This window comes from Vibrio sp. 10N.286.55.E10, assembly GCF_002872555.1.
Classification (GTDB): Bacteria; Pseudomonadota; Gammaproteobacteria; order Enterobacterales; family Vibrionaceae; genus Vibrio; species Vibrio crassostreae.
Window position 1 is genome coordinate 151,163 of record NZ_MCSD01000035.1, and the last position, 22,877, is coordinate 174,039.

Here is a 22,877-nt window from a genome sequence, read left to right on the forward strand (position 1 = left end):
CTCTTACTTCTCTTGCCAACTGTAGACATATTCTTTGTTTTCAACGCTATCGAGTTCCTCAGAGAACTGCAGTGCATGGCGAGTATCGATCATCACCGCCACTTCGTCGGTGAACTTTTTCTTATGCGCCTGACCTGCCTTAAAGGCTTTAGGGTGAGGCCCATGCGTGAAGCCAGCTGGATGGAAGGTCACCATGCCCGCTTCAATATTGTCGCGACTGAAGAAGTCACCAGCGTGATAGAAAAGCACTTCATCGTAATCATCATTGTTGTGGTAGAACGGTACTTTCAGCGCACCAGGATCGCTCTCAATCGGGCGCGGCACAAAGGTACACACCACAAAGCCTGCGCCAACAAAGGTAGTGTGTGCAGAAGGTGGCAAGTGGTAGCGATGCGACATCAGCGGTCTGATATCGCGCCAATTCACTTTCACCACAGCTAAGTCGCCATGCCAGCCAATTGCATCCAATGGATTGAACGGATAGGTGATCACGCTGACTTTGTCGTGGCGCTTCACCTGAACCTGAGTCTGGTTTTCAGAATACTGAGCGCGGAATTGATCGTTGATCGACGGGGTTTCAAGAACCGCCGGATCAAATACCGCGTGATTGCCGACCATGCCTTTCTCTGGCAACGAGTAAGCCGCGTCTGTGTTCTCAATCATCAAGATAAACATCGGCTCGCTTGGCTCTAAACGCCAGTTGGTCGAGCGCGGGATCATCACGTAATCCCCTTCACTCACCTCTAGATGACCATAGTCACAATAGAGATCGGCGCTGCCTTGATGAATGAACAGCAGCTCATCACCGTCAGAGTTACGCACCAAGAAATCCATCTTCTCATCCATGCGCCATACGCGGATTTTGCAGTCTGCGTTGTGCAAAAGATGAGGCACCGCCCAAGGGGTTATCTGGCTAGCTTTCTCCACCAGCGTAAAATCAAAAGCGCGAGGACGTAAATCGCCCTCCCACTCCGACCAACCTGTTGGCGCATGTTGGTGATGAAAGTGAGCGGCAGGGCCGAAGAAACCACTTCGGCCCGCCTCTCGCTCATAGATTGCCTCTTCAGGGAAGTCGGCATGCGCTTGTTTCGAGCATACCCCCTCCCGATGAGGAAATGAGATCCATTTATGCATCGTCTAATACTCCTCGACGAATCTGGTCCTCTTCAATCGATTCAAACAGCGCCTTGAAGTTGCCTTCGCCAAAGCCTTCGTTGCCTTTACGCTGGATGATTTCAAAGAACACAGGCCCGATTACTGTCTGCGTGAAAATTTGCAGCAAGATGCCGTCTTTGGTCGGCGCACCATCAATCAGAACGCGCAGGTCACGCAACAGATCGGTGTCTTCCCCATGGCCTTTAACGCGCTCATCAACTTTCTCATAGTAAGTATCTGGGGTTGGCATAAAGTCCATGCCGCGATCACGCAGGGTTTTCACTGTTTTGTAGATGTCATCTGTAGCAAGTGCGATGTGTTGAATGCCTTCACCGTTGTATTCGCGAATAAACTCTTCAATTTGTGATTTATCGTCTGAAGACTCATTGATAGGGATACGGATTTTGCCACATGGTGAGGTCATGGCGCGGCTCACAAGGCCTGTTAGCTTACCCTCAATATCGAAGTATCTAATCTCACGGAAGTTGCCGATACGCTCATAAAAACCAGACCACAGGTCCATGTTGCCTTGTTTCACGTTGTGCGTGAGGTGATCGATCTCGTAAAGGCCTACATCAGCTTTCGCCATACGCTCTTCCGCATCATCATAGAATCGGAAATCAACATCATAGATGCTCTGCTTGCCGTAACGGTCTACGAAATAAAGCAAACTTTCACCGATACCGTAAATGGCAGGAATGCTCAGCTCCATCGGCCCTATTTCTGTTTTGTACTCTTCACCACCGCCCTTGAACGCTTGCTCCATGGCCGTCGTTGCTTCGTTCACACGAAAAGCCATGCCGCAGACCGATGGCCCATGTACCTTAGCAAACGCTTCAGCTTGGCTGTGTGGCTGTTCATTGACGATAAAGTTGATGTCACCTTGTCGATACAGCCAAGCCTCTTTTGAACGGTGCTTAGCGATCTCAGCAAAACCAAGTGACACAAACAGCGCTTTAAGTTGCTCAATTCCCTTGTGGTCAACGGCCGTGTATTCAACAAACTCGAATCCATCCGTGCCAAGCGGGTTGTATGTATCCACCATGAACTTTCTCCTTGTACCTATTGGTTTTGTGTTACGTTTTTTGTGAAATGATTGTTTTTTGTCCTTAATTAAATTTGGCCCACAAGCCGAGATAATGGAATGGGTGGAGGAAAATGGGCAATTTCGATGAAACCCTGTCAATTTGTAAAATATTTGTTACACACAGACAGCTAAGGCAGGAAAGTGAGTGCTATCAAGGGATTGAAAGGTGGTGGTTTGATTTACAACTGAGGAATGGATGTTATTGAATTGTTACATACGTACTTTTGTCAGCTGAGGTAATAAATCGAACATTAGACTGATGATGCAAAAAAGCCGCTGTGTCAGCGGCTTGATGAGTTCTAGAACGAAGCTAATTCGAATATAAGAATCGCGTTAATCCCAGTCGAGAATCGACCAATTCGGTTGATCGGCTAACGCTTTTAAACGCGGGCATGGGTTCACCAAATAAGCAAAATCAGCGTGTTCACACAAAGGTAAGTCGTTGATTGAATCCGTATAAAAGTGAATGTCTGAGTAGTTGGTTTCTTGGTTGTCTAACCACTCTTTTAAACGGGTGACTTTACCTTCTCGGTAACTTGGTACACCTGATATTTGAGACGTAAAACGGCCTTGTTTTTCAATCAAATCGATACCAAGTGCGTTTTCGATACCCATCTTACGGCCCACGGCTTCCACTAAGAAAGTTACGCTGGCAGAAATGATCAGCATATCGATGTCGTCATTTTCTAGCTGTTCAATCAAAGGTTTCGACTGCTTGAATTGCTTAGGCAAAATATGCTGTTCGACACACTCTTCAACCAATGCGGTGACTTGCTCTGTTGGCATGTCGGCCAGTGGCTGCATGGAAAATCTTAGGTAATCTTCCATGTTCAGCTTACCTTCTGAATACAGGCCCATTAAGCGCTTATCTTCTTCGATAAAGTTGGGGGCTGTGGCAATGCCCTTTTCAACCAAGAATTCATTCCAGAGCATCGCTGCATCGGCATTGATCAGCGTTTCATCCATATCAAATACATACAAAGGTTTGAACATCTTAGGCTCTCACAGGTTGAATTTCGTTAAGGTTAAACAGGAGTTCAAGTTGGCAGTATGCTATTACGAAATTGTGACAAATTAAGCGTATTTTCGTGGCAGTTGCATTTCACCCATATGACAACCGTTCCTCCTTGCTTACGTCTTAAGTACAACAACTTATGAATTCAATCTGTATTGATAAGCGGTGCATTGGCTATCTAAATGTTTTGATTAACTCGATATGTGTTAGCTAACCAAGTACTAATTAGCTAAAAAAACTCCGACGGATTCAGTCGGAGTTTTATTTGATTGAGTATGCTTTAGCGAGACATCAGCTAGTTGAACCTAAACAATCTTCTGCTCACTTTCGCCCGCGAGATCGCTTTTATCCGACATAAAACTCGCGGCAATCTCTCTCAACTTGCCTTGATTAACAGGCTTAGGTAAAAACTCATCCATCCCCACATCGAAGCATAAGTGCTTGTCTCGCTGTACAACGTTGGCAGTGAGCGCAACGATAGGGATATGTTTAGAAGTCCCCTCCTCCAGCGCTCGAATCTGTTTCGTTGCTTCAAAGCCATCAAGAACCGGCATCTGACAATCCATAAAAATCATCACGTACTCATTGTATTTGAATTTCTCGACTCCAACTTTACCGTTGTCTGCGATGTCGACTTCAAAACCCAACTTCTTGAGCATCATTTTGGCGACTTGTTGGTTCACTCTTGAGTCTTCAACCACCAACACTTTTCCGCTAAATAACGCGGTTTCAGGCTTAGACTCTTCAGCCTTGACGCTCTCTTTCGCCACCACCGCTGGTTTAGTTGTTGGTGCAGGCTCATTATCCTTAAACGCGACTTCACCTCGGTTTGGATAGGTGAAGGTTGAAGTATCCGCCGATCTTGCGAGTACCTCACTGACGGTCCATTTAAGTTGGTTATCTTGATAAGGACGAGCAATGTAGGCAACAAACCCCACTTGCTTAGCGCGTACTTCATCTTGTTTTCTTGGGTCGGCAGAGATCATTACCAATTTAGGACAATCTTTACCAAATCGCTCCATTAACCTTCTTGCTAGCTGGAACCCATCGATGGAAGGCATGACTTTATCAATCAACACCAGATCATAAGGTGACGACTTCGCAACAGACTCTGAAACCAGATCTAACGCTTGAGTAGCGGTTTCACAGCACTTGGAGGTCACGCCAAATGACTGAAGCTGTGTAGAGGTAATACGCATGTTCAGCTGGCTATCATCAACCAGTAGTACAGAGACTTTATTAAAATCAATGTTGCTCTCGTCGACGTCCAAACACGGGTCAAAGTCAGCAGTAAAGTAGAATGTACTTCCCTTACCTTCGACACTGGTTAGCTCAAGCTTACTGCCCATTAGGGTTACGATCTTATCGCATATCGTTAGACCAAGCCCGGTGCCTCCGTAAATACGCGTAGTGCTGCCATCTGCTTGTTGAAACTTATCAAACACCGATTGTTGCTTGTCTTCTGCGATACCGATACCACTGTCGGTCACCTCAAATTTCACTCTGAGCTTTTGTTCTGGTTCGATGACTTCTTCCAAGCGAAGTGAGAGCGTGACATGACCATGCTCAGTAAATTTGATTGCGTTGCCGACTAGGTTATTCAGGACTTGTCTTAACTGGGTTCGATCGCCAATCACCATGGTTGGGATCTTAGGATCAATCGCCAGTTGGAATCTGAGCCCTTTCTGTTCGGCTTTGACTCTGAAGGTCGACTCTACATCAGCAGCAATGCCCATCATTTTCATCGGTTCTTGCTGAAGTTCTAAACGACCCGCTTCAATTTTCGAATAATCCAAAATGTCGTTGATAAGGTCGAGAAGAGTCAACGAAGAGGTATTAAGCATGTTGACGTACTCTTTTTGCTCTTTCGGCATATCCATTTCTGAAAGCAGAGACGAAAGTCCGATAATTCCATTCATTGGAGTGCGGATTTCGTGGCTCATGTTAGCCAAAAATTCACTCTTGTTACGGTTAGCAACTTCAGCCGTCTCTTTGGCTTTAATCAACTCTTGATACTGTTGACGAATGCGTTCAATTGATTGGTTGTAGCTGTTTTCCAACGTCGATATTTCATCTTTATAAGTAGAGTCGGTTGGCGTTAAAAAACGTGGTTTATTGTCTTCAACTTGCTGCTCGTTTATCTGAGAAGACATGGTCATTAAGCGTTTGACTACCAAGCGATAAACAATGGCCAAAGAAACCAATGACAACAAAAAGATTTTCACGGCTTCAAAAGCGAGTAGCAACAGCACTCGCTCTTCGAAGTCATTGAGGATCATACTTAAATCGGATTGCACCGTGAGGGTTGCAAGTGGGAAGTCTTTTCCCCCCATCTGATACACCATTTCCCATGACTGAGAATACGATTGCCCAGCAGTAGGGCTGCCAAGCTCTAAGATTTTTTCATCAGGGTTTTCAATGAGGAGATAACTAACCGAAGGGAGGCGTGAGATGCCCTCTGCTTGCACAAACAACTGAGCACGATCTTCAACCCATAGGCTTGACGTTAAACCAGAAAGGTAGCCAGCTTTAACCTGCTCGATCTGAGAACTGATAAAAGAAACTCGATTTTGGTACTCCACATACAGCCCCAGACCTGTCACTATAACTGTGAATAAGGTACTGATGGCAATGATGGCCCCGATCAACTGTCGAGAGAGTCCAATATAGCGTTTTCCTTTTTTCACCATATAAAAATTACCAATGTTGTTATCTTAGTAAACTACAATTACTCAACTAGTATAGTAGTAGTCATTCATCAAATAACTAGGGAAGGTTATGAAAAAACATCTTATCGTTGCATCCATAGTCAGTTTGTTTTCAAGCAGTTATACTTTTGCAAGCGAACCTCTTCACTACTACATTATTGCCAGCCAAGCGCAACCTTTTCAGATCGAAACTGACGGGTCATCTCACAGAGGAATGGTTTCGGATATCGTTGAAGCCGTGTTTGATGACAGCCAGTATGAGATCAACTACCACACCTACCCATTTAATCGAATGATCGATAAACTCGATGCTAGAGAGAATCCAAACTGGGTAACCTATGGCAGCCCTAGTTGGGGAAATATCCAATCAGTTAACCTGTCTAAAGACCCGATTTACAATGTAAAACACGTATTACTCAGCAGCGGTAAAAAGCCGTTCGAGTTCAATACGATTGACGATTTAGATGGTAAAGCAGTGGTATTGCTGGTGGGATTTGAATATCCAAACTTAGAGCCTTACATACAACAAGGTAAGCTCAATGAGATCCGAGTAAAAGATTATACGGCTGCATTCCGCGTTATTAACCGTGCACCTGGTGATACCGTATTTGTAGAAATGGAATCACGAATCAAATACAACTTAAACGAGCAGAAGCTCAGTATCGACGACTACCAGATGCAAGAGTTTGGTTCAGTAATCAATAACTACCCCATCCACTTAGCGTTTGACCCTGAGATGGATCCTAAGCTCGAGACTTTTATTAACCAACGTTTAGACCAAATGAAAGACGATGGACAGCTTGATGACATCGTCCAAAGTTACTTATAGTTCTAGCGTCACTCTATGGCTCGTTAGCGCCCTCTAGCGACTTCGGATACCGGAACTACAGAAATACAAAAGGCCGCTCTGTTTTTAGCGTACAAGCTAACTAGAGCGGCCTTTTTAATGTGTACTTAATGTGATGTGATCAACGAAGTTGTTGGCGCACTGCCATCAAGATTTTTCCTAAGTGATTTGCACCGGTTCCGTCTCCCCCGTCCCCCCAAAAGTGGTCTTTATGAGAGTGTTCTTTGATCACCGAATCACCCGTGCTCGTTAAAAACAAAGCAAACTGCGGGTTTTGTGTGAATTTCTCGGTCACGATGAATCGCATCACCTCAACACGAATATCGTACCAGTCCTCTCGAACCTGCTCTTCGTATTGTCGGCTTAATGAGAATGCTTCAGCAGGTGTGCAGGCTTCAAGAATCATGTTTCTCAGCGATGGTGAAGAAAACTTCATCGCCTGATAATAGTGCTCACTGGTTGCCCACACTTGCCCATCCACCTTGATCGGGCAAGCGGCGAAATTTGACAGGTATCCGTTCGGATCTTCTGGTTCATAAAACAACACTTCTTCAGCTTGAGCCACAGAGTTCGACATAGCCTTCTCCCTACCAACGACATCGCATATTTTTGCTTTAACTTTAAAATTAGTGGCGTTGCATATTACTGTCAAACAACTTAGTTCAAGAGTATGTCATGTGTGTGCTTTTCATCTGAAAAGCGTAATGTCAAAAGGGAGCAGCTTAGCGGAACAGTAAGGTCAATAACTAAGATATTGATTTAATCTAGATAAGATTTATGAAAGAAACACTTATAAATCAAAGGGTGGCATGGTACCACCCTTCTAAATGCAATGGGGATTATTAGTGAATAAGACCTAACTCCCTCGCTTCTTCCAGACTCAAACCGCTTTCTCTAATTTCTCTTAGAGCCTCGATACGACGACGAGCTTCAGCAGACTTCATTTTCTTTTCTGGTTTGAAAGCTACTTCTTCTTCAGCATCCCACTTGTTTGCAATATTTGTCATTTCATCATGGTTGATAGAATTAATGGACATGTTTTCCTCCGAAAAGCACCATGTAATGGACAGGTAATCTGTAGCAAATGCTTTTTCGCTTGTTAAGAAATTCTGTACTGAAGTGTGATGATTACGACGCTTCATAAAGCTAATTAATAAATGCCTCATTTAAACTTTGCCAAAGCCATTTTCTGCAATTACATTTAAAAGATTCCCCATAATAAATGTGGTTTGATCCAACTCTCATTTCCCCCTCTTTCAATGCTTCTTTTCTGCTGAAAATTCGTGAAATAACCCAAGATAAATTTCGAGGCACTTCATCCTTTTCGTGCTCGTTGCTTCCACTAAATCCAACACATGCTAATGATAATGGTTATCAATATCATAACTGAGTATTTATCATGTCTGTGGGAAATTCAGATAAACCACTTCTCGAAGTGAAGAATCTATGTGTCGACTACATCACCGATGACGGTGATTTCAATGCAGTTAAGTCCGTAAGCTTTAGCATAGGCCAAGGCGAGATTTTCGGCTTAGCCGGAGAATCCGGTTGTGGCAAAAGCACCATCGCATTTGCCATTAACCGTCTGCATAAGCCGCCGGCTTTCATCTCTGAGGGTCAGATACTGTTTGGTGGGCAAGATCTACTGAGCTTATCGGACAGCCATTTGAATACTTTACGTTGGAGTGAGATCGCCATGGTGTTCCAAAGCGCCATGAATTCACTCAACCCAGTATTAACCATCGAAGAGCAGTTTGCTGATGTGCTGCGTCACCACAAAGGCATGACCTACGAACAAGCCAAAGATCGCGCAGAGAAGTTACTCGACCTAGTCAATATTCCGCGCAACCGACTCACGGAATACCCTCATCAATTTAGTGGCGGTATGCGTCAACGATTAGTGATTGCGATTGCTCTCGCGCTCAATCCCAAACTGATCATCATGGATGAGCCGACCACGGCTTTGGATGTGGTCGTACAGCGTGAGATTCTGCAGCAGATACACCAACTCAGAGAGGAGTTTGGCTTCTCAATCCTCTTTATCACTCATGACTTAGCATTAATGAGCCAACTGTGTGACCGCATTGCCATCATGCGCCATGGTCAAATCGTTGAAGTCAATCAAGCCTACGAGATTCGCAACAACCCGCAGCACTCCTACACCCAAAAGCTATGGAGTTCTTTCCCTAATATTCACGAACATGCTCACGCGACAGCTTGCTAGGAGAGCTCTATGTCACAACCTATTTTTCAAGTAAAAAACCTCGTCAAAGAATTCACTGTTGGTGGGGGATTTGGCAAAGAAGAGATCTTTAGAGCATTGCATGGTGTGAGTTTTGACTTACATGCAGGCAAAACACTGGCACTGGTTGGCGAATCTGGCTGCGGGAAAAGCACCTGTGCACGATTGATGACCAAGGTTTACCCTGCGACCGAGGGAGAGATACTGTTCAAAGGCAGAGACATCTCTACGCTCAAAAGCCGTAAAGATATCTTAGATTATCGCAGCCGTGTACAAATGGTTTTTCAAGACCCCTTTGGTTCACTCAATCCAACTCACACCATTGAGCACCATTTAACGCGCCCACTTAAGATCCATAAACAGGTAGCCACTAAACAAGCTCTCACAGAGCGCCTCAAAGAGTTATTAACGCTGGTGGAGTTACCCATAGAAACTCTCGCCAAATACCCTCACGAGCTCAGTGGCGGCCAAAGACAGCGGGTTAACCTAGCTAGAGCGCTTGCGGTTGGCACTGAAGTTATTCTTGCTGATGAACCAACCTCGATGCTGGATGTTTCGATTCGACTTGGCGTGCTCAATCTAATGCAGAAAATGAAGAAAGAGTTAGGGATAGGTTTTTTGTACATAACCCACGATCTTGCCACGGCACATTACATCGCAGAAGAGACGGCGGTGATGTACAAAGGGCAGATCGTCGAATGGGGCTCAACCCAGTCGATCCTTACTAATCCTCAACACCCATACACTAAACTGTTGATCTCTGCCGTTCCTGATCCTGATCTGCCGTTTGGCGAACTCGTCAAAAATGAGCCAAACTATTCAATAGACGCTGATCGTATTCGAGAACAGAGCAGTGAAATACAGCATGAAATCAAACAAGTTGCTGATAATCACTTTGTAAAACAGTGGGATAACGTTGCATGAATGAACTAGACACTTGGTTAGATCGGATCGGAGATTGGTACAAAGACCGAAAGCATGATCAAGTGGACCGGTTAGAACCTTTGATCTTAACGCCTCCAGATGCTCTCTGGGGGCCCTTGATCACGGATGAGCAAAGCAAAGGCATCGCATGTTGGCTAGACGGATGCCTGAGAATCTTTAATTTCTATCGCCACCACGCGGACTCACTGAATCCGGAGTTGGCTTCGCAGGAAGCCAGCAACTCAACTCATCAAGAAAAGGCCTACCAATACCTGATGTTTGCCTATAGCAAGCTCCAAGCCGTATCCTGTGATTCAAAATCAGAACCGGACTTACAAGAGTGGTGCACACAGCGGTTACAACATTTGTGTGTATTGGCTTTGGAATTTACGAACCAACAGCAAGAACCACGTTGGAAAGCAGAATCAGAGAGATTGATCGAATCGCATGTACGCTTTATGGCAGCCCATCCCCGAAACGATGATCAAGGTAGTCTTCAACGCCACCTCCACTGATCAAGCCCTTCTCGATCAAACATCAAATCAGGACCTCATCAAAGTTAGATCCGTAGAAAGCATGATCTAGCCTTGATCATGCTTCAGCGATTAATTCTGTAAGCTATTGAATTTTAATAGTTAGCTGAATTTCAGGCAAAAAAAAGCGAGTCCCTTAGGAACTCGCAAAAATCTATTCAGTATGATGTAACAAAATATGAGCCAATCTATTAATCATAAGAAAGGACAAAGGTTGTCTATTCGGGATAAATATTAATCAACTGGATGCGTTACTTTGTCATCACTTTGTCAGCGTTAGGTGCGATTTTAATCAGCACCTAATGTGTTCAAAACTATCCATTCATCAGCGCTAAATACAGGCTTATCGCTACAGGATAATGACTAGTGGCCAATCGCCATTTCATCGAGCGCAAGGAACACGTTTTCGTCAAGGTGACCTTCGTGAACCTGTTTACACACTTTACGACGCACAGCTAAACCAGAGATCAAACGTTCAATGGACAAGTGTCGATTGCTGGTGCTATCACGATCGTTGTACAGCTCAATCAAACGACTCAGTGTTTCGTATGGAATAACCTCTTCCCCTACTCTCAACCAATCAAGCTTCTCAATGAGCTCTGAGCACTCTTCTTTGATTGAGGCATGTGAGTGCCCTGTCATAGCGGATAAAGCCGTTATACTGCGTTCTAGAGCCTCTGCAGAGGTATATTTAGAGAGAGTAATCATGATCTCGTCAGCGTTGATCTCAACAGAGTGTTTACGTTGCTTAACTCGACGTCCCAATTTGCCTCTTGGCGACGGTGCTTTACGCTGAATTGGCTCAAACTCACCATCGATAATCTCAGACAACTCTTCCAGCTTCTGCTTAGACACCATCTCGTTACGAAGTGGGTTCGGAAGCGTTGGCGCCATATTACGCTTACCGGCGTTGGTAGTACGCGCTCTTGAATATCGTAATACTTCTTCCACATTACATTTGATATCTACTTGATAATCCGTCGTTTTGCCTTTTTCGATCAACGCCGTGATCGTCAAGTGATAACCCCAAAGATTAACCAGGAAGGTATCTTCTTGATCCCCGACTTCGCCCAGTTTTCTCAGTTCACGGATCAGATCCATCGAGAACCGACGCCAATCGATGTTACGGGCTAATTTCTGATTCAGTTCGCTCAACAACATGCAATCAGAATGGCGACGTGCCATACGGCTTCTGAAGTACGAATACATTTGGAAAACCAAGGTATGTTGCTTCAGGATTTCTGGCGGAAATAGGAAGAAATAGTCACGCGTCAGCAGCTCTTCGTAGAACGAAGGTTCCCAAACTAGGATGTATAGGTTGGGTTTAATGCGAATTTCGCCGTCAGAGCCCTCTGTAGGCGCTTCTTCTGATGCAGTAATGGTTCTCGCTAAGAATCGGAAACGATCACTCTTAAAGCCTTCTGGCATGTTCTCACTAAGCCAGCGGCCTGTAAGCTCATGCAGTTGGAAATCCGTAAATTCGATACGATCAATACTGTCGCGGATCGAATCACGTGCCGGGCCACTATCTTTCTTACCACGTAAAGACAAAATGTCAGTGATGTAGAGTGGTGTTTTGTTCGGCGTGTGTTTAGCGTCTAGATGGTAATCATCTTGGTGATGATCATGATATTGAACGGTAAGCGTGAATAACGCGAACAACGTCATCAGATCATCAACTGTCATGATATTTTTAGAAGATCGTGTCTCGATCACAGCTCGAGTACCGGAGATCGAAACCATAGATTTCTGGTAGCTCTTACGAGTTCTAGGAGGCGCTAACGCTTGATCAATAATCCCCGCCCAATTGGTTGGCGAAACAATGAATTGATCCGCTTCATCTTTCATTGTCGGTGGGGTATTCAGTCCATGCTCGTTCAGTAAGCGCTTGTTTACTTTGGTTTGAGCTAGAGCTTTAGAGCGTTTTTGCTTTTCATTTTGCTTCACGCTTTCTGTCACTAAACTGGTGGCACCCAGTACCGATATCAATTGGTTTGGGTTCACAAAGCGATGCAACATAGTTTTACCAGCAAGGCCTTCTTCAAAGCGAACGGGGATTTGTTTGAACAACCCAATATTTACTGCCGCTCTTAGCCTTTGTTGTAAGGCTGCGCGAGTGACTTGACCATCGGTTGATTCAATAATCTCAGTGGTGGAAACGTACCCGTCTTTGCTGCTAAACCCACGAAGTGAAATTAGATTAAGAAGCTCAACTATGCTTTTAGTGACACCTTTGAAGTGTTGATATTGTTCTATCCATTCAACGGCTGTTTCAGATACCTCAAATAAATGACCATCTTTGTGGCTTCGTGCCTTAATTAACAATTTCTCTTCTGGTTTCATTTTTGATCCGTATCACACTAACCGTAATTTCACTATAGTTCCTGAATGATAAAGAAAGAATGATCATAAATAAAGAGAATTTATTGGCTTTTAAATAACTGATCTTTTTGATTAATATGATCTTAAATGATTAAATGATTAAGTGATCTAATGATCTGGACGTAAGTTTGCTTTTAAGTTGCTGAATTTAAAGTGTTAAAATAAATCAGCTTGGAAAGCATGATCATAAAGGACTCGAAACTATGATCATTATACTTAAGAAAGCATGATCACAGAACATCAGAACGATGATCATTAAGTCATTGTAAGCATGATCATTATTGGTTCGAAAGCATGATCATTATACTTATACAGCTTATCCACAGATCGGAATTCAGCATAGGTTTCTAACTCGCTTTTAACTTGTCTCCGTGGACACTTCTGACGCCCAATCTAGCGGAACAATGATCAAGAGAGTGTACTTTTTTATCGTTCCCACCCTATTGAGCACAAAATTTAGTCTGTATTCGCTGATAATGAATTGCTTTGATGGATTGAGCACAGGTGCGTATTAACTAGGAAGCATGATCATGAAATTGTCATGTTTGTGTATTCTTGGTCTGTGTAGATTGAATTTTCAATGGTTGAGCCCTTATAGGCGTTGAATCCCCATTGCAAAAGCATTTGTCCGTAACTTAGCTCCTAAATTATATGCTTCCGGAACGATATTTACTTGATCATTTTTCCGGAAGTTGATCATTTCTAATGTGCAGTTACTTGGATCAATATCGCTAAGTTTGTGCCTTGATCATGCTTCATAATTTGGCGTTATTAATTATCTTACGCGTTACGTATTCCATGATCATTCTTCCGGTTACGCTCTAATCTTATCTTGTTTTCTGGCATTCAAGCTTCTCTTCTATTTTGAATCTTTTGTCCATTCTGCGTTTTTAAATTTTTATTGGCTCGAAAATCTATAAATTAGAATGCAAATCACACCAACCGTAATCTATGATTGTATTTCAATCGTTCCGAAGATTTTTTGCTGAAATTCCATTTACATTGTAAATAAGTGATGCTGTAACACTTTAAATGTATGTCAGAAATAGCATGGTTATACATGATAAAAATGGTCATTTTTTGTGTTTGTCTTAGCCGCTGTTTCATCAAACTGTAAAAATACAGTCTATTTTATGTGATTTCACTCATAAATGTATGTTCATGTTTTTGTTGTGTTTGTTGTTAATCGCTGTACAATTTGTACTTAGTTAATCATTACGGAAACTGGCAATGAAAAGAGAACAAACGATTGATAAGCTCTATCAGCTAGCCGAACAAACTCAACAAGTTCAGGCTGACCGAATTGAGATTATTTTGGAAGAGCGAAGTGATGAACATTTCCCTCCAATGTCTAAAGCTATGATGGAGACTCGTTCTGGTTTAACGCGTCGCAAACTCGATGAAGCGATCACTAAGCTTGAAGCTGATGGCCATCAGTTTACAAAGAACAACGCCAATCATTACTCGATTTCATTGACAGAAGCTCACATGTTGATGGACGCGGCAGAAGTGCCAAAGTTCCACCAACGTAAGCAGCACGCTGACAATAAGCCATGGATTATCAACGTACAAAACCAGAAGGGTGGTACGGGTAAATCAATGACAGCGGTTCACTTAGCTGCTTGTTTATCTTTGAATTTAGATAAGCGCTACCGTATCTGTCTAATTGACTTGGATCCACAGGGCTCTTTGCGTCTGTTCCTAAATCCACAAATTAGTGGGGCAGAGCACGACAGTATCTATTCTGCCGTCGATATCATGTTGGATAACGTGCCTGAAGGCCAAGACGTAGACCTAGAATTTCTTCGTAAGAACGTACTATTGCCAACTCAGTATCCAAACCTGAAGACAATTTCTGCATTCCCAGAAGATGCGATGTTTAACGCTGAAGCGTGGCAAAGCCTTTCACAAGATCAATCTCTTGATATTGTTCGTCTGTTGAAAGAGAAGCTTATCGATAAAATTGCCGATGATTTTGATGTGATTATGATTGATACCGGCCCGCACGTTGACCCTCTAGTGTGGAACGCAATGTACGCGTCGAACGCACTTCTGATTCCATGTGCAGCGAAGCGTTTGGACTGGGCTTCAACGGTTAACTTCTTCCAGCACTTACCAACGGTTTACGAAATGTTCCCGGATGATTGGAAAGGGCTAGAATTTGTTCGTCTAATGCCTACCATGTTTGAAGACGACAACAAGAAACAGGTGTCAGTTTTGACAGAAATGAACTACCTGTTGAATGACCAAGTCATGATGGCAACCATTCCAAGAAGCCGTGCTTTTGAGACCTGTGCCGACACTTACAGCACGGTTTTCGATCTAACGGTGAGCGACTTTGAGGGCGGTAAGAAAACTCTAGCTGTTGCTCAAGACGCAGTACAAAAAAGTGCTCTAGAATTAGAGCGCGTATTACATAGCAACTGGCCTTCACTTAATCAGGGATAACAACAATGGCAATTAAAACATCTGACTTAAATGCAAAGCTATTTGGTAAAGCAAACAAACGTCGCGTAGCAACACCTCAAGAAGCGCAAACTGCTGCCAAAGAACAGGCTCAAGTGATTGAACTTTCAGTTGCGGGCGAAGAGTTGGTTTCATTTGAATTGGTTCGTATTCCGGCAGCCGATGTCGCAACTCGAACGGTTGTTTTTGAAGAGAATGCTCGTGAGCAATCTTTCTTAAACGAGCACGCGCTTTCTGATGTTCTTACTACATTAAAAGAACGTGGTCAGCAATACCCAGCGGTTGGTCGTAAGAACAAAGACGGTAAGATTGAAGTTCTTGATGGTAGCCGTCGTCGTATGTCATGTATTTTGGCTGACAAAGAGTTCCTAATCTATGTTGCCGAAAACATTAACGGCGACCATGCTAAGTTCTTATCTGATGTTGCAAACGCTCATAAACCGCTTTCTCTTTACGAGAAGGGTAAAGAGATGCAAGCGAAGCTGGATAAAGGCGAAGCTGAAGACCAAAAAGCACTGGCGAAAATGTTCCAGTGTAGTGAAGCTTTGGTGAGTGGTGCATTGAAAGCGGCCGCTTTACCACTTGAATTGCTACAAGCTTACCCAAATGTGAGCGACCTTGGTCGTCCAACTATTGTTAAACTGCACAAGCAGTTTGGTGGATTGACGAGTGAACAACAGCAAACATTGCTGACTAAGTGTGATGCTTCTGAAGGTTTTGTTTGGCAGCGTAGTGAAGCTCAAGGCGTAACTCGTCTAACCAAAGACGTGACAGAAACTTTGGAAGGTTGGATTCTTGAATTGGCACCCGCGCCAGCAAAGAAAGCCTCTCCAAAAGTTGAGCTCATTAAAGGCCGTGCTTCATACAGCCGCAAAGGTTCAAACTTAGCGTTGAACCTTAAGAAAGTTGATGATGCGACAATGGAAGAGATCCTTGCTTTCGTACAATCGAAGCTCGACTAAGTCGACGACTTTTCATTCCTACTCTAAAGCCGCTTTATGCGGCTTTTTATTTGGCTGTGATAAACTGTGTTTAGATGAATCTGGACGCTAACTATGACAAACCCAACCAACTCTTTTCTGCATACACTTTCTAATATTGCTCAACATAACGATCACCGTTACGGTGTGGTCTTTGAAGGTGATTTTGATTGGCAAAACTCTGCTGTTTTTACCTTCCTTCAAGACTCATGCACTCCGAGCATCTTCCAGATTGGCGGTACGCCATTTGAAGGTGTAATTCATGTTCCAGTAAAAAAAGGCCAACAACTGCTTGGTCGTGAGTGCCAAGTTCTTGTTTGTGATTTTAGAGAACAGTTTGATGCGAATGGTTTTAGTGCCGCGCTCGGTTCGTTAGTCGGTGGTGGACTGTTGTTGGTGTTGCCGCCAAAAATTGATGGCTCTGAAGATAGCGAGAGCTTTGGTCAACGTTGGTTAAAACTCCATTTCGACAAACTGATCTCTGTTTCACAGCACAATGAAGCAGAGGGGGTTACTCAAGCGACTAACGCTCTTCCTAAGAAGCAAAGCGTTAAAAATGGTTTGGACAAATTCGAACAGCAAAAAATGGCCGTCGAGTTAGTTAAGAAAGTCGTCACAGGACATCGAAAACGCCCACTTATTTTAACTGCAGACCGAGGGCGAGGTAAAAGCTCAACTTTGGGTATTGCAGCTGCGGAGCTTTTGGCAGAGCGACAGGGCTTAAATATTATTGTTACCGCTCCGTCTGTGAAAGCGATTGAGCCGGTATTTTCTCATGCGTTACAGGGACTCGATACGTGTGAAGCAATTAACGCGACTCACATTGGTTATCAAGGTGGAAGTTTAAGGTTTGTCCCACCAGATGAATTACTTAAATCTAAGCCTGATTGCGATCTGTTATTGGTTGACGAAGCGGCTGCAATTCCAATCCCAATGCTTAAATCCATGGTCGATATCTATCACCGTATGGTTTTTTCAACCACGGTACACGGTTACGAGGGTAGTGGACGAGGGTTTGGTATTAAGTTCGAATCTTGGCTTTCTGAGCATCGTCCGGGGTGGAAAGGCTTTAAGCTCGAACAACCGATTCGTTGGAATAACAACGATCCACTAGAAGCTTGGTTGTTTGATTGCTTCCTGCTTGGTAACGACGTATCGCTAAGTGACTCCGCAGTTCATGAGTTAGATAGCTTTTCTGCTGAAGAAAGCAACCAGTTAAACTTGGTCGAGTTGTCAAAAGCAGAATGCTTGGCTAATCCTGAGCAGCTACAGCAATGTTTTTCTCTTCTCGTTGATGCGCATTATCAGACGTCGCCGAACGACTTAATGCAGTTCTTAAATAATCCAGCTATCCATTTATATGCTGCTTGGCAGAAAGATGAATGTCTTGGTTGTATGTTGGTGACGGAGGAGGGCGGTTTAGATAAAGAGTTGACCACTCAGGTTCAACTTGGAAAGCGCAGGCCTCAAGGTCACCTGGCTCCTGTTTTACTCGCAAACCAACTTGGCTGTACTCAGGCTGCGACTAGTCGTTGCCTTCGAGTTATGCGCATCGCAGTTTCAACTCACCATCAAGGTTCGGGAATTGGGCGTTGGATGCTGAAGCTGCTATCACAGCAAATCAGCCAAGCAGATTACCTGGCGACAAGCTTCGGTGCGACCAGTGATTTGATTTCTTTCTGGCGTGATAGTGAATTTGTGCCTGTTCATATTGGCCACCAGCGAGATCAGGCAAGTGGGTGTCATTCTGTTTTGATGGTTAAGGCACTTAACTCAAGCTCTCAAAGCTGGATTAACCAAGTTCAAAATCACTTCGAGCGTAGCTACTGTTTTCTTGTTTCTGGTTCTTTAGTTTCACTTGAAACGGATATGGTGCGCGCACTGCTGCCAAAGAGTGTACAAACCGTGAGTGAGTTTGAAACTCAATTAGTTAGAAATCACGTAAACGGTGGCAATAGTTATGATACGATTAGCTTCAGCGTATTGAATTTGATTCTGCTCAGTAACGATCGAGAAGCCAGTGTTTCTGACTTACTTATCGCAAAGGTCGTTCAACAGAAAGAGTGGGAGATTTGTGTCGAGCAGTTTAATCTTGTTGGTCGTAAACAAGCAGAGAGTCAGTTTCGCAAAGATGTCGGTGTTTTGTTAGCAAATTTACATTGTAAATAGACAGGTCATCATTTTAATAAACTTACCGCTACGAATTAGATTTACAGTGTAAATTAGAATCTTGGATTTACACTGTAAACTGGAACACAATAACGAAATCAGGTTTTACCCGGATTTCCTGATTTAGCCTTTCTGTTTTATCTCTCCATTACAGCCTCTAATCTTTTATATCTGCTGGTCTTTACTATTTGGCCCAACCTCGTACAACATTCAATCGCACGAAATATCTTGGAAAATTCACTAATGTATTTGTAAAGGTGAAGCCGATCATAAAATATGTCAGTCTTATTTATGAGTCATGTTTGCAGAATCGAAAGTAAGTGATGTGACGCTGATTATTCTAATAATGTGATTCTAAGCGCAGAACGAATTATATAGACTGAATAACAACTGAGTCATTAGGGATACTCAATTCGAATGTGGGATAACATCGTTACATTGTCGGAAGATAAGCAACAAGTGATGGCGTGTCTGCCAACTGGGTTTGTGGTCGACGCAAGCTTTGATAATAAGACGCTGCCAGCAACCTTGGAAGCTTTGAACGCATCAAACTATTTTATTTTCGAAGAAGAGGTTTTGCGTTTTGTCACTCTTGCTAAAGAAGGTAAGGGGGAAGCTTATGAAGGAATCTTGATTGCAGAAGTTCGAAATGCCAATGTTACGGTCGAATTATCTGATGATGAGATGCTCGCAAGTCTTGTGGTAACGGGGCCATATAATGGACATGCGCTGCGTGGTAGCGACATTATTCATTGTTTAGCTCAAGCCCACATAACAAAAGGAATTAATAAGTTAGCGCTCAGAAAAGCATTAATGATGAGTAACAAGCTTAAGCCGGGCGAAAAGTTTACTCAGCCAGTCGCCAAGGGGACACAACCCGTAAAGGGTAAAGACGCAAAATTTGCCGCTTTGGTTGAAGATATTACTCGCCAAGTTTTGAAGCCTCGCAATAAAGACGAAGGCAAGATCGATATGCGAGATTTGGGACAAACCATTACCGTTGGTCAAAATGATCACTTAATGAAACGTACCCCCGCAACCAAAGGCATTGCAGGCTTTACCGTCCAAGGTCGAGTTATCCCACCGCTTCCTGGACAAGACAGTTTAATCAAGCCTGGAAAAGGTACCTACATCTCCCCTGAAGATCCCAATCTACTACTCGCCTCACACCCTGGATTGCCCATCATTAAAGATCGAACCATCGAAGTGGATGACGCCTTATGTGTCAGCAACGTCGATGTCTCAACTGGGCACGTTAAATTCAAAGGCAATGTCTTTGTCTCTGGCAACATCGAGCCGGGGATGATCGTCAAGGCGACCGGAAGTGTCACGGTGGGTGGTTTTATTGAATCAGCCGAAGTTCAAGCTCAGGGAGATATCAAAGTCGCGAAAGGTATTATCGGCCACACCACCAAAGAGGGTGAGCCAAAAAGTTGTAAGGTATTCAGTAAAGGTTCCATTACTGCAAGCTACGCACAGAATGCCGAGCTACAAACCGCCGGTGACCTTCGACTTGGTGTGCACAGTATGAGTAATGACATTCGCTGTGGTAACAATCTTATCGTGATGGACAGTTTGAAAAAGCATGGCACGCTCAGTGGTGGCGAAGCCAAAGTCGGTGGAAAGATAGAATGTGTGTTCTTAGGTGTTGAGGGAGACACCGCAACCAAGGTACATGGTTTTGCACGCTACGATGGCTACCGACAAAAGATAGCCGAGCTGAAGGAAACTTATAAACACACTCAAGAGCAAACCATGGGTGTGATCCGCCAAGAGTTAGAATTTAAGAAGCGCCCGAAAGCTGAGAGAAGCGAAGAGCAAGCCCTAGAAATTGAGCAGCAACGTGAGAAGAACAACCTCGCCATTGAAAATACTAAGTCGCAGTTGGATACCCTCGAAGCGGAATTTGAAACCAACCTTGCCGAATGCACCATAGAGGCTCATGAAAAAGTGTATACCCGAGTGACGATCCAGTTTGGTGATGAGACGGTCACTACTAAGCGAACGCATGGTGGCAGTGTATTCTCGTTCAATCAATACGAGATTCAATGTTCATTTAAGATGGAACAAGAAGATATCTCATTGTGATTGAAAGACTCTCAATCTGAATGATTCTGACTAGATCGGTTCGAACCGTTTTCTATATATTCGAATAAAAAAAAGGGGGGGAGCTGATGCTCCCCCCTTTGCTTGTCACTGATATTGATTTAGTTAGATTCTTTAAGTCACATGAGCGCTTTAACTTGCAGCTCTTACCTTACCTTGCTTCAAGTCTGACAGAACTTGCGCTTTTGGCCCGTCAGCAATAATGCAGCCTTTCTCCATTACGATCACTCTGTCGACAATGTCCAACATCGATGTTTTGTGTGTAATCAGAATTAACGTCTCGCTTGGTAGCAATTGGTTAAGCTGGTGCTTGATGTGCATTTCTGAACGGTTATCCATCGCACTGGTCGGTTCGTCCATCAATAGCACTGGAGGACGGCCTAGGAAGGCTCTAGCAATGGCAATTGACTGACGTTGACCACCAGACAGCAAACCACCGCCTTCGCCCACTTGGCGTTCTAAGCCTGCTGGATCTTGCTGAGTAAAAGCGGTAACACCTGCACGGTTCGCAGCATCCATTACATCACGGTCATCGACCAATGGACGACCTAAGGTAATGTTGTCTCTTACTGAGCCATAGAATAGGTTACTGTCTTGCGGTACACAGCCTATATTGCGTCGTACGTCGACATGATGCAGTTGCTCCATGTCGGTGTCATCAATGCGAACATGGCCTTCTGTGGGCTTATACAGGCCCATAATCAGGCGCTCTAGAGTCGTTTTACCTGAACCAATTCGGCCAATGATCGCCACCTTTTCACCAGGTTTAATATGCAGTGTTAAGTCTCTGATAGAAGCGACTGGCGAGTCAGGGTAGTGGAACGTCACTTTGTCTAACGCGATATGACCTTGGATAATCGGGCGATGAATGTAGCGTTTGCCTTCTTCTTGTTCATCAGGCATCGACATGACTTGCTCAATCAGAGTCATCGACGATTTCGCTTGGTTATAACGTGTAGAAAGCAAAGACAGTTGAACAAGAGGACCAATCGCACGGCCACTCAGCATGGTCGCAGCAATCAAGCCACCCATAGTCAGTTCACCTTCAGCAATGAGATACACACCAAAAATGATCATACCTACGTTAGTACTTTGCTGAACAAAGCCGGCGGTGTTTTGGATGCTGTCTGTGATGCGTCGGCTTTTGATATTCCAATTTGCCATGTGCGCAACCGCTTCTTCCCAACGGAATTGGAACTGACTCTGCGCGCTGAAGAGCTTAACCGTCTCTAACCCAGCCAAACTTTCAATCAAGTTCGCGTACTTCTGAGAAGCAAGACGAGAGCCCTCTTCAATAGTACGACGCAGTGGACCTTGGATTAACAGTGCATAGATGATCAGAATAACCACGCCGACAACAGGAACAAATACAAGGTTTCCGGCCATTAACCAAATCAACGCCAAGAACATCAGCGCGAATGGTAAGTCGATTAACGAGCCGATGGTTGCTGAGGTAAAGAACTCACGGATTGATTCGAATTCTTGCAAGTTTTTGGCAAAAGCACCGACAGAAGCAGGCTTTGCTTCCATACGAATCCCTAATACCTTACTAAACAGCTTGGAAGAAATGAGGATGTCGGATTTCTTACCGGCAACGTCAATGAAGTAGCTTCGCATCAATTTGAGCAGCAAATCGAATAGGAACACGACAAAGATACCACTCGCTAGCACCCACAAAGTTTCAAAGGCAAGGTTGGGAACGACTTTGTCATACACCAAGCGTGTGAACATTGGCGCGGCTATCGCGAAGATATTGATCAGAATGGAGGCTATCAACACATCTCGGTAGATGTTTTTTGATTCCCAAATGGTACTCCAAAACCAATGCCCTTTACGTGTTTTTAGAACCTCTGGTGAACGTTCATCATAGCGAAACTGTTTCTTTACCAAGAAGTAGCGGCCGATGAATTGTTCTTTCAGTTCTTCGACAGGAATGATGATTGGCACCATTCCGCTTTCCGCTGTAATGATTTCCGCTTCTTGCTTTTCTAAATCAACGCTGTTGAGAACGCACGCCTCACCTTGTTTAAGTAGTAAAACCGCAGGCAGAATCAGGTGAGGTATCTTTTCCAAGTCGGAACGGTTTTCTTTCGCCACCAATCCTGCTCGCTCTGCAGAACGAGGGAATAGGAAAGGGGTTAGCTTTCCGTCTGATAATGGTAGCCCATTGATCAACGCTTCAGGCGAGTTAGCTAACCCGTAATATCGGCTAACGTAGATCAGTGAGTTCAATAGTGGATCTTGCATGTGATATAACCCTTAC

The 22,877-nt window shown here is 44.0% G+C and carries 16 protein-coding genes; 8 read left to right on the plus strand and 8 right to left on the minus strand.

Annotated elements, in window-relative coordinates; all coding sequences use genetic code 11:
- Positions 1-3 precede the first annotated feature (3 nt).
- The 4 genes from BCV39_RS17250 to BCV39_RS17265 all read right to left on the minus strand — a co-directional run bounded on the left by BCV39_RS17250 (position 4) and on the right by BCV39_RS17265 (position 5,947).
- The gene (locus BCV39_RS17250; protein WP_102433009.1) at positions 4-1,134 is read right to left on the minus strand and encodes a homogentisate 1,2-dioxygenase; all 1,131 of its coding nucleotides are present in this window, start codon (positions 1,132-1,134) and stop codon (positions 4-6) included.
- Positions 1,127-2,200, minus strand: a complete 1,074-nt coding sequence (gene hppD, locus BCV39_RS17255) for a 4-hydroxyphenylpyruvate dioxygenase (RefSeq protein ID WP_102433010.1) — start codon at positions 2,198-2,200, stop codon at positions 1,127-1,129. Before hppD ends, BCV39_RS17250 begins: the two co-directional genes overlap by 8 nt.
- Before the next feature lie 375 nt (positions 2,201-2,575).
- A complete protein-coding gene (locus tag BCV39_RS17260) occupies positions 2,576-3,235 on the minus strand; it encodes an HAD family hydrolase (protein ID WP_102433011.1) in 660 nt (219 codons plus the stop codon).
- 327 nt (positions 3,236-3,562) lie between these two features.
- The gene (locus BCV39_RS17265) at positions 3,563-5,947 is read right to left on the minus strand and encodes a response regulator (protein WP_102433012.1); all 2,385 of its coding nucleotides are present in this window, start codon (positions 5,945-5,947) and stop codon (positions 3,563-3,565) included.
- Between the two features lie 88 nt (positions 5,948-6,035).
- Between BCV39_RS17265 and BCV39_RS17270 the strand changes: the two genes are divergently transcribed.
- Positions 6,036-6,794, plus strand: a complete 759-nt coding sequence (locus tag BCV39_RS17270; RefSeq protein ID WP_102433013.1) for a transporter substrate-binding domain-containing protein — start codon at positions 6,036-6,038, stop codon at positions 6,792-6,794.
- A gap of 139 nt (positions 6,795-6,933) precedes the next feature.
- Here BCV39_RS17270 and BCV39_RS17275 read toward each other — a convergent pair whose 3' ends face one another.
- The gene (locus BCV39_RS17275) at positions 6,934-7,464 is read right to left on the minus strand and encodes an NADAR family protein (protein WP_102433014.1); all 531 of its coding nucleotides are present in this window, start codon (positions 7,462-7,464) and stop codon (positions 6,934-6,936) included.
- 190 nt (positions 7,465-7,654) lie between these two features.
- Positions 7,655-7,849 carry a hypothetical protein gene (locus tag BCV39_RS17280; RefSeq protein ID WP_048660531.1) on the minus strand — a complete coding sequence of 65 codons (195 nt, stop codon included), beginning with the start codon at positions 7,847-7,849 and terminating at the stop codon, positions 7,655-7,657.
- A 362-nt stretch (positions 7,850-8,211) separates the two neighbouring features.
- Between BCV39_RS17280 and BCV39_RS17285 the strand changes: the two genes are divergently transcribed.
- From BCV39_RS17285 to BCV39_RS17295, 3 genes are read left to right on the plus strand one after another with little or no spacing between them, the layout of a single operon-like run.
- The gene (locus BCV39_RS17285) at positions 8,212-9,036 is read left to right on the plus strand and encodes an ABC transporter ATP-binding protein (RefSeq protein ID WP_102433015.1); all 825 of its coding nucleotides are present in this window, start codon (positions 8,212-8,214) and stop codon (positions 9,034-9,036) included.
- Between the two features lie 9 nt (positions 9,037-9,045).
- Complete coding sequence (locus BCV39_RS17290) at positions 9,046-9,978, plus strand: ATP-binding cassette domain-containing protein (RefSeq protein WP_102433016.1); 933 nt, start codon at positions 9,046-9,048, stop codon at positions 9,976-9,978.
- Positions 9,975-10,493 (plus strand): transcriptional regulator, encoded by a 519-nt coding sequence (locus BCV39_RS17295; RefSeq protein WP_102433017.1) that lies wholly within the window; start codon positions 9,975-9,977, stop codon positions 10,491-10,493. The genes BCV39_RS17290 and BCV39_RS17295 overlap by 4 nt, the downstream gene beginning before the upstream one ends.
- Before the next feature lie 381 nt (positions 10,494-10,874).
- On the opposite strand, the gene BCV39_RS17300 is transcribed toward BCV39_RS17295, so the two are convergent.
- Entirely contained in the window at positions 10,875-12,854 is a 1,980-nt protein-coding gene (locus BCV39_RS17300; protein ID WP_048660528.1) for a replication initiator protein RctB domain-containing protein, read from the minus strand.
- 1,269 nt (positions 12,855-14,123) lie between these two features.
- On the opposite strand from BCV39_RS17300, the gene BCV39_RS17305 reads away from it, so the two are divergent.
- The 4 genes from BCV39_RS17305 (at position 14,124) to BCV39_RS17320 (ending at position 20,596) form a co-directional block, all read left to right on the plus strand.
- Positions 14,124-15,341 (plus strand): ParA family protein, encoded by a 1,218-nt coding sequence (locus tag BCV39_RS17305; protein WP_048660527.1) that lies wholly within the window; start codon positions 14,124-14,126, stop codon positions 15,339-15,341.
- A gap of 5 nt (positions 15,342-15,346) precedes the next feature.
- On the plus strand, positions 15,347-16,321 hold the full coding sequence (locus BCV39_RS17310; RefSeq protein ID WP_102431371.1) for a ParB/RepB/Spo0J family partition protein: 975 nt from the start codon (positions 15,347-15,349) through the stop codon (positions 16,319-16,321).
- A 93-nt stretch (positions 16,322-16,414) separates the two neighbouring features.
- A complete protein-coding gene (locus BCV39_RS17315; protein ID WP_102431370.1) occupies positions 16,415-18,508 on the plus strand; it encodes a GNAT family N-acetyltransferase in 2,094 nt (697 codons plus the stop codon).
- A gap of 417 nt (positions 18,509-18,925) precedes the next feature.
- The gene (locus BCV39_RS17320; protein WP_102431369.1) at positions 18,926-20,596 is read left to right on the plus strand and encodes a FapA family protein; all 1,671 of its coding nucleotides are present in this window, start codon (positions 18,926-18,928) and stop codon (positions 20,594-20,596) included.
- 150 nt (positions 20,597-20,746) lie between these two features.
- Here BCV39_RS17320 and BCV39_RS17325 read toward each other — a convergent pair whose 3' ends face one another.
- A complete protein-coding gene (locus tag BCV39_RS17325) occupies positions 20,747-22,861 on the minus strand; it encodes a type I secretion system permease/ATPase (RefSeq protein WP_102431368.1) in 2,115 nt (704 codons plus the stop codon).
- Positions 22,862-22,877: the final 16 nt, after the last annotated feature.